The sequence below is a fragment of the Arthrobacter sp. Bi26 genome (assembly GCF_918697925.1).
Lineage (GTDB): Bacteria > Actinomycetota > Actinomycetes > Actinomycetales > Micrococcaceae > Arthrobacter.
In genome coordinates, this window is the sequence record NZ_CAKKMF010000039.1 from 29,090 (window position 1) to 43,305 (window position 14,216).

At 69.0% G+C, this 14,216-nt stretch carries 13 protein-coding genes; 9 read left to right on the top strand and 4 right to left on the bottom strand.

Translation table 11 applies throughout. The features are described from left to right. The first annotated feature begins 237 nt into the window (after positions 1 to 237). The 6 genes from LQV16_RS12080 (at position 238) to dhaM (ending at position 5,878) form a co-directional block, all read left to right on the top strand. Positions 238 to 2,361 carry a prolyl oligopeptidase family serine peptidase gene (locus LQV16_RS12080; RefSeq protein WP_229994131.1) on the top strand — a complete coding sequence of 708 codons (2,124 nt, stop codon included), beginning with the start codon at positions 238 to 240 and terminating at the stop codon, positions 2,359 to 2,361. 61 nt (positions 2,362 to 2,422) lie between these two features. Beyond that, positions 2,423 to 2,956: an amino-acid N-acetyltransferase gene (locus LQV16_RS12085; protein WP_229994132.1), complete on the top strand. Its 534-nt coding sequence runs from the start codon at positions 2,423 to 2,425 to the stop codon at positions 2,954 to 2,956. A gap of 174 nt (positions 2,957 to 3,130) precedes the next feature. Then, entirely contained in the window at positions 3,131 to 3,424 is a 294-nt protein-coding gene (locus LQV16_RS12090) for a hypothetical protein (protein ID WP_229994133.1), read from the top strand. 155 nt (positions 3,425 to 3,579) lie between these two features. Next, positions 3,580 to 4,581, top strand: coding sequence for a dihydroxyacetone kinase subunit DhaK (gene dhaK, locus LQV16_RS12095; RefSeq protein WP_229994134.1), 1,002 nt, complete (start codon positions 3,580 to 3,582; stop codon positions 4,579 to 4,581). 2 nt (positions 4,582 to 4,583) lie between these two features. Continuing rightward, positions 4,584 to 5,210 (top strand): dihydroxyacetone kinase subunit DhaL, encoded by a 627-nt coding sequence (gene dhaL / locus LQV16_RS12100; RefSeq protein ID WP_229994135.1) that lies wholly within the window; start codon positions 4,584 to 4,586, stop codon positions 5,208 to 5,210. Then, positions 5,207 to 5,878 (top strand): dihydroxyacetone kinase phosphoryl donor subunit DhaM, encoded by a 672-nt coding sequence (gene dhaM / locus LQV16_RS12105; RefSeq protein WP_229994136.1) that lies wholly within the window; start codon positions 5,207 to 5,209, stop codon positions 5,876 to 5,878. Before dhaL ends, dhaM begins: the two co-directional genes overlap by 4 nt. A gap of 88 nt (positions 5,879 to 5,966) precedes the next feature. Here dhaM and LQV16_RS12110 read toward each other — a convergent pair whose 3' ends face one another. Together LQV16_RS12110 and LQV16_RS12115 are read right to left on the bottom strand one after the other, a co-directional pair. Beyond that, positions 5,967 to 6,464: a hypothetical protein gene (locus LQV16_RS12110; RefSeq protein ID WP_229994137.1), complete on the bottom strand. Its 498-nt coding sequence runs from the start codon at positions 6,462 to 6,464 to the stop codon at positions 5,967 to 5,969. Between the two features lie 16 nt (positions 6,465 to 6,480). After that, the gene (locus LQV16_RS12115) at positions 6,481 to 7,317 is read right to left on the bottom strand and encodes an A/G-specific adenine glycosylase (protein ID WP_356815756.1); all 837 of its coding nucleotides are present in this window, start codon (positions 7,315 to 7,317) and stop codon (positions 6,481 to 6,483) included. Positions 7,318 to 7,931: 614 nt separating this feature from the next. Between LQV16_RS12115 and LQV16_RS23725 the strand changes: the two genes are divergently transcribed. Next, positions 7,932 to 8,303: a hypothetical protein gene (locus LQV16_RS23725; RefSeq protein WP_356815750.1), complete on the top strand. Its 372-nt coding sequence runs from the start codon at positions 7,932 to 7,934 to the stop codon at positions 8,301 to 8,303. A 164-nt stretch (positions 8,304 to 8,467) separates the two neighbouring features. Here LQV16_RS23725 and disA read toward each other — a convergent pair whose 3' ends face one another. Further along, complete coding sequence (gene disA, locus LQV16_RS12125; RefSeq protein ID WP_229994140.1) at positions 8,468 to 9,544, bottom strand: DNA integrity scanning diadenylate cyclase DisA; 1,077 nt, start codon at positions 9,542 to 9,544, stop codon at positions 8,468 to 8,470. A 332-nt stretch (positions 9,545 to 9,876) separates the two neighbouring features. On the opposite strand from disA, the gene LQV16_RS12130 reads away from it, so the two are divergent. Both LQV16_RS12130 and LQV16_RS12135 read left to right on the top strand, forming a co-directional pair. After that, positions 9,877 to 11,490: a peptide chain release factor 3 gene (locus LQV16_RS12130; RefSeq protein ID WP_229994141.1), complete on the top strand. Its 1,614-nt coding sequence runs from the start codon at positions 9,877 to 9,879 to the stop codon at positions 11,488 to 11,490. 176 nt (positions 11,491 to 11,666) lie between these two features. Next, complete coding sequence (locus LQV16_RS12135) at positions 11,667 to 13,025, top strand: GAF domain-containing serine/threonine-protein kinase (protein ID WP_229994142.1); 1,359 nt, start codon at positions 11,667 to 11,669, stop codon at positions 13,023 to 13,025. A 39-nt stretch (positions 13,026 to 13,064) separates the two neighbouring features. On the opposite strand, the gene LQV16_RS12140 is transcribed toward LQV16_RS12135, so the two are convergent. Further along, positions 13,065 to 14,216: helix-turn-helix domain-containing protein (locus LQV16_RS12140; RefSeq protein WP_229994143.1), on the bottom strand; the 1,152-nt coding region annotated here is incomplete at its 5' end.

Here is a 14,216-nt window from a genome sequence, read left to right on the forward strand (position 1 = left end):
CCAGCGCCCCACGTGTCTGGGCCATTTGCCAGAGATGGCCGCTAAGGGGCCGGGCGTAGCGGCCATCGTCGTCAATTCGCTGACCTGTAGCGCCTCATACGCGGGTCTGTGGCGCCTGCGCGTCCCGGCGGTGATCGCACGTGCTTAGACCGGAGTGCCCGCTCGTACTCTGAAAGCACCGTTTCACTCTCAGTGAACTTTCTGTGATCGATGCCACATACAGTGTTGAATCGGTGCATGGCTGCCAAGGACTCAGAGACCCTGAGCGAACAACCCGAGACCCCCTTCCATGATCTGGACCACTACCTCGCCATCCCCAAAGTGAGTGGTTTAACGCTGAGCCCGGACGGTGACCGGCTGGTCACCACTGTGGCGACACTCGGCGCGAAGGGCACCGAATACTGCACCGCGCTGTGGGAAGTGGACCCGGGCGGGGTCAAAAAGGCCCGCCGGATCACGCGCAGCGCCAAGGGGGAGGCGGGTGCGGTGTTTGCCGCCAACGGCGACCTCTACTTCACCTCGGCCCGTCCCGATCCGGAGAGCCCCGAGGCTGACCCCGTCAGCGCCCTCTGGATACTCCCGGCCGACGGCGGCGAAGCCCGGGTGGCCCTGTCCCGCGCCGGCGGAATCGGCGGGGTCCACGCCGCCAAGGACGCCGACACCGTGGTGGTCGCGGCCTCGGTGCTGGCCGGCTCCACGGACGAGGACAATGACGAAGAACGCCGCAAGGCGCGCAAAGACAACAAGGTCGCGGCCATCCTGCACAGCGGCTACCCCGTCCGCTACTGGGACGCGGACCTGGGCCCGGCGCAGCCGCGGCTGTTCGCGGTCGAACCCGGCGAGCCGGTGGAGGCCGGTAAGCCGACCACCGTCGACGCCGCGCCGCCGCTGAAGCTCCGCAACCTGACGCCCGACGCCGGCACCCGGCTCAGGGACGCCGAATCGGTGGTCAGCCCGGACGGCACGATGATTTACAGCAGCTTCGCCAAGCCCCTCGCGAACGCCGATTCACGTTCCGTGCTGGTCGCCATCGACGTCGCCACCGGCACCCGGACGGTTCTGCTGGACACGGAAGGCCTGAGCTACTTCCCGGGCCCGGTCAGTCCGGACGGGCGGAGCCTGGTGGTGGTCAGTGAAAGCGACACCACGCCGCTGGCGGCCCCGCAGGTCAAGCTGCACCTCCTCGACGTCGCCGGCCCGGCAACAGGCGAGGCCGCCCTGACGCCGCTCGCCCATGACTGGGACCGCTGGGCCCGCCCCGCCGCGTGGCTGCCGGACGGATCGGCCCTGCTGGTCACCGCCGACGAGGACGGCGCATCGCCGGTATTCCGGATCGGTGTCGCGGGGGACCCGGGCCAGGCTGGCCAGGTGCTCCGCCTGACGGACGACGCCGCCGCGTACACCGACGTCGTCGTCTCGCCGGACGGACGCAGCGCCTACGCCCTGCGCAGCTCCTACGAATTCCCCGCCGAACCTGTGCGGATCGACCTCGCCGGCGGCGGCGTCGTCCGCCTGCCCGCACCCGCTGAGCGCCCGCACTTCACGGGGACGCTGGAGCGCGTGGAGACGACGGCGGCCGACGGCGCCCGTGTGCCCGCGTACCTGGCCCTGCCCGAGGGCGCGTCCGCCGCGAGCCCGGCCCCGCTGCTGCTGTGGATCCATGGCGGCCCGCTGGGATCCTGGAACGCCTGGACCTGGCGCTGGAACCCGTGGCTGCTGGTGGCCCGCGGTTACGCGGTGCTGCTCCCGGACCCTGCCCTCTCCACCGGCTACGGCCAGGAGCACATCCAGCGCGGCTGGGGGGAATGGGGCAAGGCTCCCTTCACCGACCTGATGGCCATCACCGACGCCGTCGTGCAGCGCCCGGACATCGACGAGACGCGTACCGCCGCCATGGGCGGTTCCTTCGGCGGGTACATAGCCAACTGGGTAGCCGGGCATACGGACCGCTTCAAGGCAATCGTCACGCACGCCAGCCTCTGGGCCCTCGACCAGTTCGGTCCCACCACCGACGCCGCGCAGTACTGGCTCAAGGAGATGACGGCCGAGATGGCGCTGGAGAACTCCCCGCATCTGCACGTGGAAAACATCCGGACTCCCATGCTGGTCATCCATGGCGACAAGGACTACCGTGTCCCGATCGGTGAGGGGCTCCGGCTTTGGTACGAGCTGCTCGCCAAGTCACAACTGGCGGCAGACGGGAACGGCGAAACGGACCACCGTTTCCTGTACTTCCCGGACGAGAACCACTGGATCCTGCAGCCGCAGCACGCCAAGGTCTGGTACGGCGTGGTGGAGCACTTCCTGGCCAGGAACCTGCTGGACAAGGACATTCCCGTCCCCGACGAACTGGGTCTCTGACACTCCGTCCCCGGGACCGGCCGCGAGCCGGCCGGACCCGGGGCACCCGTAAGATTGGGCTGTGACTGAGACCGTGACTGAGACCGCGACTGAGACGATCCGCATCCGCCCTGCCCGCACCGGCGACGTTGGCGCCATCAAGACGCTCGTGGCGCCGCTGGCCGACCAGCGGATCCTCATGGCCAAAGAAACCGTGGCCTACTACGAAAGCCTGCAGGAATTCCGGATCGCCGAATCGCAAGACGGCGAGGTGATCGGCTGCGGAGCGCTGCATGTCATGTGGGAGGATCTCGCCGAGGTGCGCACCCTCGCGGCTTCGGATGCCTGGCGCGGCAAGGGCGTGGGCCACGCGCTGGTGGAGCGTCTGCTGGGGGATGCCCGCGCGCTGGGAGTCTCGCGCGTCTTCTGCCTGACGTTCGAAGTGGATTTCTTCAAGAAACACGGCTTTGAAGTCATGGCTGACCAGAGCGCGGTCGATCCCGTGGTGTACTCCGAACTCCTGCGCTCGCATGACGAAGGCGTGGCCGAGTTCCTGGACCTGGCCCGGGTCAAGCCGAACACGCTCGGCAACACCAGGATGATCAAGGAGCTGTAGCGCCCGCCGGCTGTGCCCGTCCGGGGAACTTTCGGCGGATTCCGGCCGGCACCCGCAGCCGCCTGGAACACGACGTCCGCCCGGGGCTTCCCTTCAATAAATTTGGTGGATAAACTGATCCCGGCCCAGGGGGTGGGCCGCCATACTTTCGGAGGCAAAAAATTGCATAAAGACGTGATTTTTCCCGATTTCTCCGCCGTTCACAGGACAATAGCCAGCGCTCCGGCAGTGCCGCCGGTCCAGCTGCCCGGCCAGCCGCTGGAAGCGCCACCGGTAGAATCCACCAACCGCTCCTCGCCCGGCACGGGTGCTCCCGTGACGGGACAAACCGCTGGCCCGGCGCCTGCAGCCGCAGCGCCACCGGCCACGTCCCGCGCCCGCAAAGGCCGGCTCGCAGCGCCGCCGTTCTCATGGCTGGGCGTCGACGCCTGGCCGCATTTCCCGGCGTGGGCCGACAAACAAGCCTGAAGCATCCGCAGGAACGCACCGCAACAACCCGCCGGTCCGGGATTCGAAGCCCCGCCAGGAGCCCCCGGGCCGAGGGAATCGGGAGCCTACCGCCGGCCGTGCCCCGGTAGTAGGGTCTAAGCAAGCAGCCAGGACACCATCCAGGGAGCACCGCCATGAAGAAACTCATCAATGATCCCAAAGCCGTGGTCGACGAGTCAGTGGAAGGGTTCGGGCTTGCACACGCCGACCTCGTGACCGTCTTTCCGGACCCGAAATACATCGTGCGCAAAGACGCGCCCGTGGCGGGGAAAGTCGGACTCGTCTCCGGCGGCGGCAGCGGACATGAGCCGCTGCACGGCGGCTACGTGGGAATGGGCATGCTCGACGCCGCCGTTCCGGGCGCCGTGTTCACCTCGCCCACCCCGGACCAGATCCTGCCGGCCACGCTGGCCGTGAACTCCGGCGCCGGCGTCGTGCACATCGTGAAGAACTACACCGGTGACGTCCTGAACTTCGAAACCGCCGCCGAACTCGCGCAAGCAGAAGGCGTCGAGGTCCGCACCGTCCTGGTCAACGACGACGTCGCCGTGCAGGATTCGCTGTACACGGCCGGCCGCCGGGGCGTCGGCGGTACTGTCCTGGTCGAGAAGATCGCCGGGGCGGCCGCCGAACGCGGCGACAACCTGGACGCCGTCGCCGCGATCGGTGACCGCGTCAACCAGAACGTGCGCAGCATGGGCGTTGCTTTGTCCGCCTGCACCGTTCCGCACGCGGGAGTCCCCAGCTTCGAGCTCGAGGAAAACGAGATCGAGATCGGGATCGGCATCCACGGCGAGCCGGGACGGCACAAGATTGCCATGGAAAACGCCGACGGCATCACCGACCGCCTCCTGGACCCGGTGGTCAGCGACCTCGGACTTAGCTCCGGGGACCAGGTGCTCCTCTTCGTCAACGGCATGGGCGGCACCCCGGCAAGCGAGCTGTACATCGTGTACCGCCGGGCCGCGCAGAGACTGGCGGAGCAGGGCGTCACCGTGGCACGCTCCCTCGTGGGCAACTACATCACGTCCCTGGAAATGCAGGGCTGCTCCATCACGGTCCTGCGCCTCGATGACGAAATGACGTCGCTCTGGGACGCTCCCGTCCACACTCCGGCCCTCCGCTGGGGCGTCTGACGGTGGGGCTGGATGTCGGCTGGGCCGTGCGCTGGCTGACCCTTTCGGCGCAGGCCATGGCGGATCACCGGGTGGAGCTGATCGAGCTGGACCGGCCTATCGGGGACTCGGACCACGGTGAGAACATGGACCGCGGCTTCAAGGCCGTGATGGACAAACTCGCCGAGACACCGCCGGAAACCCCGGGCGCCGCCCTGAAACTGACGGCCATGACGCTGATGTCCAAGGTGGGAGGGGCGGCCGGTCCGCTGTACGGCACGGCATTCCTGCGGGCCGCCACAGCGCTGGGCAACACCTCCGACGTCGACGCCGCCACCTTGGCCGCCGCCCTGCAGGCCGCCCGCGACGGCATCGTCGTCCGCGGTAAGGCCGAGTCCGGGGACAAGACCATGGTGGACGCGTGGACGCCCGCGATCGAGGCCGCCGCTGCCGCGGCTGGCGACGGCGACGTCCGGAAGGTGCTGCTTGCCGCGGCGGAGGCCGCCGAAGCCGGCGCCGTGTCCACGGATCCGATGCTCGCCCGCAAGGGCCGCGCCAGCTACCTCGGGGAGCGCAGCATCGGCCACCGTGACCCGGGAGCGGTCTCCAGCGCACTGATCCTGCGCGCCGCCGCCGGGGCAGCCGAATGACAGTCCGGCTAGTCGTTGTCTCGCACAGCGCCAAGATCGCGGACGGCGCCGCCGAGCTCGCTGCCCAGATGGCCCCCGACGTCCTGATCCTCCCCGCCGGTGGTACCAACGACGGCCGGATCGGCACGAGCCTGGAGAAGGTCATGGCTGCGCTCGAGCAGGCCGCCGGTGACGGCGTCGTGGTACTCACGGACCTCGGATCCGCCGTGATGACGGCCGAGTCCGCAGCGGAGTTCGCGCCGGATCCGGGATCGGTGCTGCTCGCGGACGCACCCCTGGTGGAAGGACTGGTTGCAGCAGCGGTGGCTGCCCAGGCGGGGGCCGAAGCGGCGGCGGTGAAGGACGCGGCCGAGGCCGTCTACCGGCCCCCGGCCCACCCCGCGGAGGCCGAGCACGTACACCAGCAGCCGCCGGACGCCACGGGGGACTTCGAGCTCGTCAACCAGGCTGGCATGCACGCCCGGCCGGCGGCGAAGATTGCCGGCGGCCTGTCCGCCATGGACGCCGACGTGACCGTCAACGGCGCCGATGGCGCCTCCATGACCGAGCTCATGATGCTCGCCGCGGGCAAGGGAACAGTCCTGCATGTGGAGGCCAGCGGCCCGGACGCCGCCAAGGCGGTCGGCTACCTGGAGCGCCTGGTCAGTTCGGGGTTCGGAGAACCGTAGGCGGGGCCTGGATTTCGCAGGCAAACCTGGCGGGCCGTGCGGGTCTGGCTGGCCGAGCGTCCGGGGCTGGGGTTCCGGGGTGCCGGGGTTAGGGTGCCTGCCGAAGGCCGGCCGCGTCCAGCACCACGCCGGCCGTGATGAAGGTTCCGCACTGCTCGCCAAACGGCTGCGCCGCGCGGGGCGTGAAGGCCGCGGTCCGTGCCGGCAGCGGGTTCCCGGCGGTATCCGTGCCCGTGGCCGTCACCCCGATGGGGCTGGCCGTCAGCGTCTCCATCATCAACATGCCGGTCAGGGTGCCGTCGGGCGAAGACGTGGCCGAACAGACGCCGTCGCCGCCGTAACGGCCGGGTTCGCAGCGTTGGTCCACGGTGGTGCTCCCGGGAACCAGTTCCAGGTCCGCTTCCTTGCAGCGGCCGTCCTGGCAGGCCAAAAGGTGGATGGTCCGCACCGACGGTGCGTATTCCCGGTCCACGGTCAGGGACACGACGGGCGCCTGAGCGATCGCCGGGCAGGCGGCCTCCGGCCGGCACGAGGTTACCAGGACGGCGGTGAGGGCCAGTGCGGCCGCGGCCGCCAGCTTGCGCATGCTCCAGCGTAGATCCTCAGCCCGGAAGCCGGAAGCCGCCCCGGTGCAGTTCCGCGAGGCCGTCGCCCAGCAGGCCGGCCAGCGCCCGTTCCAGCTGCTCGGGAGCCGCGTTGAGCCGGTGCAGGGCCGCGAGCGGGATCCCGATTCCCTGCGGTTCGAAGCCCAGGTCCGCAGGGGCCTCGTGGAACAGCACCGGCGACACGGGGTCCTCGGCTACGCGCAGGACGGCCATCACGGCGCCGCGCACCTGCCGGTCCGTGCCGTGCCAGGCCTGTCCCTTGGGCGTGTACGTTGGCGGCGGCTCGCCGGCAGCCAGCCAGGCGCAGGACTCCCGGACAGGGCACTGGCCGCACTTGGGGGCCCGCGCCGTGCAGACCAGTGCACCGAGTTCCATGACGGAGGCGTTCCAGCGCACCGAGGCGCCGGGGTCGTCCGGGAGCAGGGACGCCGCCAGCCGCATTTCGGCAGCGGTCAGGGCCTGCGCCGGCAGGGCCGAGCCGGTGAGAAGCCGCGCATGGACCCGGCGGATGTTCGTGTCCACCACTGTTTCGCGGCGTCCGTAGGCGAACGCCGCGACGGCCGCGGCCGTGTAGCTGCCCACGCCGGGGAGATCCAGGAGCTCGGTGTAGGCGTCGGGGACGGCGCCGTCGTGGCTGTCCCTGATGGCGACGGCGGCCGCGTGCAGGCGCAGGGCGCGCCGGGGATACCCCAGCCGGCCCCAGGACCGGACGGCTTCCCCGGCGGGCTCGCGCGCCAGATCGGACGGCTCCGGCCAGCGGCGCAGCCATTCCTCCCAGACCGGCAGGACCCGGACCACCGGCGTCTGCTGGAGCATGACCTCGCTGACCAGCACGCCCCAGGGCGTGCACTCCGCAGCCCGCCATGGCAGTTCCCTTGCATTGGCTGCGAACCAGTCGTCCAAGGCGGCATGAAGCGCGGTGAGATCGGCGGCGCGGGCGCGCGGCCCGGCGGGCAGGGGTTGCCGCTGTGCCGGAGCGGATACGGGGGGCGTTGGGGTTAGAGTTTCGATCCATTCAGCGTAATAGATCGGGGTAACGGATCGGGACGGCGGCAGGTCCCGCGGCGTGGTCGGGCGCCATAGCCCGCACGGTTCTCTAGGCTAGAAGAATGGTCAGGCAAGGCAATTCAGGAACGGGCGGTTCGAGGACGAAAGGTTCGCCCCCAGGACAATCCGGGCGGAAAACCGGACGGCCACCACTCCGCCCGGTATACCGCCGTCGCCGGCTGTTTGCTGGCCTGGTCCTGCTGCTCGTCATCGCCGTGGTCTTCGGTGGCTTCGTCGCGGTCTCGAGTGCCATGAGCGGCGGCCAGTCTTCTGGCGACCAGCCGTCCGGAGCGGCGCCGGCGAGCCTGCCGGCCGCGTCCGCGTCCGGTAGCCCCAAGGCGTCCAGGGATCCTTCGGCGTCACCCGCCGCATCATCGGGCGATGGCTGCGAGCAGAACCTGGTGATAGTCACAGCTGCCACCGACAAGCAGGTCTATGCCGCGGGGGAGAAGCCGCTGCTGAGCCTCAAGGTGACTAACAACAACAAAGTGCCGTGCGAGGTCAACATCGGCACTTCCCAGATGGAATACATGATCACCAGCGGCTCGGACCGGATTTTCTCTTCCAAGGACTGTCAGGCGGAGAGCACGGACCTGACGAAGACCATTGCGCCGGGCAAGAGCGAGACCGCCAACTTCCCGTGGCAGCGCAACCGCACGGTGCAGGGCTGCGAACCCGTCGAGGCCGAGCCCGGTGCCGGCGGCGCCTACTATGTCTTCACCGCCCGGCTGGCGAACAAGACCAGCCCCAAGGCCGTGTTTCAACTCAACTAACCCCAGTCAGCCCCGCTAACCCCCGTCGGTAGGTGCCCTTTTGGGCGATCAAAAGGGCATCTGGGCCCACGCCGGCAGGGTTCCCTGGCCGAGCTTGCGAGGCGAGGGGGCCGGCGGGGAGCAACCGACGGGTGTTGGAGGGGGTTAACGGGTATTGGAGAGGGTTAGAGGAACCGGTCCAGCAGGCTGGCCTCGGCCATGCGGCTCAGGCCCTCCCTGACGGTCCTGGCGCGCTGGTCACCGATCCCGTCCACGGTCATGAGGTCATCGATCGTTGCCGCCATCAGGAACTGCAGGCCGCCAAAGTGGTCGACGAGCCGGTCGGCGACTGCCTTCGGCACGGCCTTAAGGCCGGAGAGCAGCCGGTAGCCGCGCGGCTGGACGACGGCGTCGAGGTTGGCCTCGCCGCCGGCGAAGCCGACGATCCCGGCGATCTTGCCGAGGTCAATCAGCTCGGTTGGGCCCAGGCTGACAAGGGCTTTGACCGCGTCGTCGATGTCCTCCGCCGTTGCGGCCGGGCCGGAGTAGTCGCGGATGATGACGTCGCTGCCCGGGCCGCGGCCCACGGTGAGCTCGTCCAGCTGCAGGGAGAGCAGGCGGCCGTCCTCGCCCAGTTCCAGGACGTACTGGGAGATTTCCTCGGAGATCCTGCGCACCATTTCCTGGCGCTGAAGCGTGACCGCGACGTCGCGGACCGTCACCATGGCCTCGATTTCCAGGGCGGAGAGCGAGCTGGTCACCTGGTCCAGGCGCGAGCGGTAGCGTTCCAGGGTTGCCAGGGCCTGGTTGGCGCGGGCCAGGACTTTCTCGGAGCCCTCCAGGACGTGGCGTAGTCCGTGCACGTACAGGGCGATGATCTGCATTGACTGGCTGACTGAGATGACCGGGACACCCGTCTGGATGGCCACTCGTTCCGCGGTCCGGTGCCTGGTGCCCGATTCCTGCGTTTCGATGCTCGAGTCCGGGACGAGCTGGACCGCCGCGCGCAGGATGTTGCTGGCATCCTTGTCGCAGACAATGGCACCGTCCATCTTCGCCAGTTCCCGCAGCCGGGTGGGGGAGAAGTCGATGCCGATCTCGAAGCCGCCCGAACAGATGGACTCGATGGTCCTGTCGATGCCCAGCACGATCAGCGCGCCGGTCCGTCCGCGGAGGATGCGTTCCAGGCCGTCGCGGAGGGCTGTGCCCGGTGCCACCCTGGCCAGAGTCGCCTTGAGCGCATCTTCAGGGCTCCGAGCCATAGATTTCCCCTTCAAAGGTGCAGGCGAGAGCCTGCAAGTGCGCCGGTTTCCAGGGTCCCCCGGCAGGATCAAAAGTACTCAGTTCCCCGCTCTCCCCATGATAGGGGCAAAGTACCGCAACTTCCGCACAGGCAAGCCTTAAAGTGGTCCATTGCGGCATGCCGCCGGAAGCCCCCGGAACGGCTGTCCCGGGTCCCGTCCGCGAAGGCATTTTGGCGCTGAATGGCCGCCGCTTCGTGCGCGGTCCGCGGCCTGCGATAAACTTGAGTCCTTGGGTGTACCGCGGGCTCTCCGCGCCGTGACCCGTCCACAGCCGCAGCGAAAGTAGCATCGTGTCTCAAGAAGTCCTCAGCCCCGCCCGAGTCCAGGAGATTCACAAGCAGGCGGCCCGGCGCCGGACTTTCGCGGTCATTTCGCACCCCGACGCCGGCAAATCCACCCTGACGGAGGCCCTTGCGCTGCACGCAAAGGTGATCGGCACGGCCGGCGCCTCCAGCGGCAAGGCCAACCGCAAGGAAACGGTCTCGGACTGGATGCAGATGGAAAAGGACCGCGGCATCTCCATCAGCTCCGCCGCCCTGCAGTTCGGCTACCGGGACACCGTCATCAACCTCCTGGACACCCCGGGCCACGCGGACTTCTCCGAGGACACCTACCGCGTGCTCGCAGCCGTGGACTGCGCCGTCATGCTGGTCGACGCCGCGAAGGGCCTGGAAACCCAGACCATGAAGCTCTTCGAGGTCTGCAAGCAGCGGAACCTGCCCATCATCACGGTCATCAACAAGTGGGACCGGCCCGGCCTGGACGCCCTGGCCCTCATGGACGAGATCACCGAGCGCACCGGACTGCAGCCCATGCCGCTGACCTGGGCCGTGGGCATCTCCGGCGACTTCCGGGGCGTCTGGGACCTGCGCAACGACCGCTTCGCGCAGTTCAAGCGGAACAACTCCGGCGCCAACATCGCCCTCACCGAATACTTCACCCCGGACGAGGCCGCGGCCAGCCAGGGCGAGGACTGGTCCAACGCCGTGGACGAGGCCGGGCTGGTCATCGAATCCAACCTGGCGTTCGACGTCCAGGCCTTCCATGCCGGCAAGGCGACGCCGATCCTCTTCAGCTCGGCCGCGCTGAACTTCGGCGTAAAGGAAATCCTCGACGCCCTCGTCGACTTTGCGCCGCCCGCTGCCCCGCGGCCCGACGTCGAAGGCGAGCCCCGCCCGGTCGATGCCCCGTTCGCCGGATTCGTCTTCAAGGTCCAGGCCGGCATGAACAAGGCCCACCGGGACCACGTTGCCTTCATCCGGGTCTGCTCCGGCATGTTTGAGCGCGGCATGGTGGTCACCCAGAGCCGGACAGGGAAATCCTTCGCCACCAAATACGCCCAGCAGGTCTTCGGCCGCGAACGCGAGGTGATCGACGAGGCATTCCCGGGCGATGTGGTTGGCCTCGTCAACGCCTCCTCCCTCCGGGTGGGGGACAGCCTGTTCCTGGACCAGCCGGTGGAGTTCCCGGCGATCCCGCTGTTCGCCCCGGAGCACTTCCAGGTGGCGCGCTCCAAGGACCCTAGCCGGTTCAAGCAGTTCCGCCGCGGCATCGAACAACTCGAGCACGAGGGCGTTATCCAGGTGCTCCGCTCCGATATCCGCGGCGACCAGGCGCCCGTCCTTGCCGCCGTCGGCCCCATGCAGTTCGAAGTCGTCGAAGACCGCATGGCACACGACTTCAGCGCCCCGATGCGGCTGGAACGACTCCCGTATTCCATGGCCCGGATCTCGACCGCCGACGCCATGCCGGCGCTGGCCAACGTCCCCGGCGCCGAAGTCCTGTTGCGCTCTGACGGGGAATATCTGGCCCTGTTCAACGACGTCTGGGCCCTGCGCCGGATCGAAAAGAACCACCCTGACCTCACCCTGGTGCCGATCGGGACCCACAACCCCGCGAAATAGCGGCAGGACGCCGGGCCGGAAGACCGCCCGGACGTCTTCCGAAATCCGGTTTCCGCGCTATCATAAGTAAGCTTGCTTATGATGCGGGTGCCGGGATCAGTTTTCCGGCTTTGGACTGATCCGCCCGATTCCAGCGGCGGCCCCATTAGAGGGACCACGTAGACCTTTTGACAACCATGGACCCCGGTTTCCTGCTCAGCGGGCGCTACCGGATCGAAGAACTCATTGGCCGGGGCAGCCAATCGAGTGTGTACCGTGCCACGGACGAGGTCCTGGGACGCGAAGTGGCGGTCAAACTTTTCCGCGACGGCACTGTGGACGAGGAACGGACCCGCAGGCAAAGCGAGGAAGTGCGGATCCTGGCAGGGATGGCCCACCACGCCCTCGTGACACTGTTCGACGCCGGGACCGACCTGAGTGACCCGAGCCGCCGGCTCAGCTATCTGGTGATGGAACTCGTCCGCGGCCCCGACCTCCGGCGCCGCTCGGCCGAGGGCCCGCTTTCGGCGGCCCACATGGCGCTGATCGGGCACGATCTCGCCGACGGACTGGCGCACATCCACCACCACGGCATCATCCACCGGGACGTCAAACCGGCCAACATCCTGCTGGTGGACTACAGCGCCGAGGACCGGCGTCCACGCGCCAAACTCAGCGACTTCGGCGTGGCCATCACCGTCCGCGAGGGCCACTGCGGCGACCCCGACGACAGCTCCGGCACCCCCGCCTACCTCAGCCCCGAACAGGCCGCCGGTGAACCGGCCGGCCCTGCCAGCGATGTCTATTCGCTGGGGCTGGTCCTGCTGGAAGGCCTGACCGGGAAAATGGCGTACCCCGGCGCGCCGGTCCAGTCCGCCCTGGCCCGGCTGCTCCAGGACCCGCACATCCCCGAAGAGCTGGCGCCCCTGTGGTCGGTCCTGCTGACCTCCATGCTGGACAGGGATCCGGCGGCCCGCCCGCCGGCCCGGGAAGTGTCCCTGGCCCTGCGCCAGGAAGTCATCAATGGCGCGGGTCGCCACCGCAGGGAAGCGGCCGCGCTGCTGACCGACGAAGACGGGCGGATGCAGGCGGTCGGGCGGTACGGGATCCTCGACACTCCCGCGGATGGCGCCTTCGACCGGATCGCGGCGCTGGCCGCACGCATGTTCTCGGTGCCCGTGGCAATTGTCAGTGTTGTGGACCATGACCGGATCTGGTTCAAGTCCCACCACGGCACGGACGTTACCGAGATCGGCCGGGACCCCGGGTTGTGCGCCTCCGCCGTCCTCCAAGGGGATGCCTGGATTGTCCGGGACGCCATCAACGATCCCCGGACGCTGTCCAACCCTCTCGTGGCCGGCGAGTTCGGCCTGCAGTTCTATGCAGGGGTGCCGTTGCGCACTCCGGACGGCTACAACCTGGGCACCTTGTGCATCCTGGACCGTGAGCCCCGAGACTTCAGCGATGAGGACACCGCTGCGCTGGAGGACCTGGCGGCGCTCGTGATGCACGACCTGGAGCTGCGGCTCCACAGCCGGCGGGCGCTCGCCGGGTAATCCGGGGCCCGCCGTCGAACGCCGGCCTCGCCCGGCCGCCTACCGCCGGCCGGCGTGCAGGGCCAGTTCGAGTTCGAAGCGCGCCGTTGGATCCTCGAGGGCGTCGCCGAAGAGCTCGCGCAGCTGCGCGGCCCGGTAGCCCACGGTCTGCGGGTGGATCCCGAGCTCGGCGGCCACAGGTGCCCGCTGGCCCCAGTGCCGCAGCCAGGAGAGCAGCGTTTCGGCGAGCCGCTCGCGTTGCGCGGGCCGGAGCCCTTCGAGCGGCGCGAGCCGCCGGGTGGCCAGTTCGGTGATTGCCGAGGGCTCCGCTCCGAGAATCACCTGCGCCAAATGCTCGTCGGCCCAGATCGGGGGATCGTCCGGCCCTTCGCGCGGAGGCAGCGCCGCGGCCGCCAGCACGGCCAGCCGCAGTGAATCCGGAACCCTCTCCCAGCCGCCGGACGGCCCCACGGAGGCGCCGCGCCCCTTCAGGGCACGGTCCAGGTCCTCCCGGGCGGACTGCGATTTCCGCGCCGGAACCAGGGCCACGACGTCGGTCTCGCGCTCAATCACTAGGGTGCCTGGACCGAGGCGCAGCCGCAGCCCGGCTGCCCGGTCCAGCGGAAGCGTCACCACCGCCATGCGCTGGGGCAGGGACCAGTCCGCCATCGCCGCCGTCTGGCGCAGGGCCGCCTCGTCGGCCTGGCCGAGCAGGAGCAGGTCCAGCAGTTCTGTGCGTCGCCGGTCCACCGCTCCGGCGCGTTCGGATTGTTCAAAGGCGTAGGCCTCGGCGCTGACCGCCGACAGCTCATCGATGTACGCGAGGATCGATTCGCCCAGATCCACCACGACGCCCTGGCCCAGGTGGTGTTCCACGGAAACCTTGGACATTTCCCGGAAGGTCACGCGGGCACCCATCCGGTAGGCGCTCAGGAGCGCGTCCATGCTCCGCCCCTGCCGGAACTCGCCGCTGCCCAGCCCGGCCACCAGCTCCCGGCTTTCCTCGGACAACGCCGGCAGCCGGGTCCCGGGCAGTTGCAGGAACCGGTCCAGCGCCGCGGCCACGCCCCTTCTCAGGCCCCTGCCGAAGCGCCCCTCAATCGGCCTGGCGTACGCCGGAACGAGCTGGGGGACGGCCTCGATGATCGCCTCGACGATGCCGGGCATCCTGGGACGCAGCATGTCGCTGACCTCCCGCGGCAGGGCCAGCCA

Coding starts and splice junctions, on each gene's coding strand:
- LQV16_RS12110 (WP_229994137.1), bottom strand. CDS start 6,464: ATGCGCAAGCTGGCGGCCGCGGCCGCACTGGCCCTCACCGCCGTCCTG.
- LQV16_RS12080 (WP_229994131.1), top strand. CDS start 238: ATGGCTGCCAAGGACTCAGAGACCCTGAGCGAACAACCCGAGACCCCC.
- dhaK (WP_229994134.1), top strand. CDS start 3,580: ATGAAGAAACTCATCAATGATCCCAAAGCCGTGGTCGACGAGTCAGTG.
- dhaM (WP_229994136.1), top strand. CDS start 5,207: ATGACAGTCCGGCTAGTCGTTGTCTCGCACAGCGCCAAGATCGCGGAC.
- disA (WP_229994140.1), bottom strand. CDS start 9,544: ATGGCTCGGAGCCCTGAAGATGCGCTCAAGGCGACTCTGGCCAGGGTG.
- LQV16_RS12135 (WP_229994142.1), top strand. CDS start 11,667: ATGGACCCCGGTTTCCTGCTCAGCGGGCGCTACCGGATCGAAGAACTC.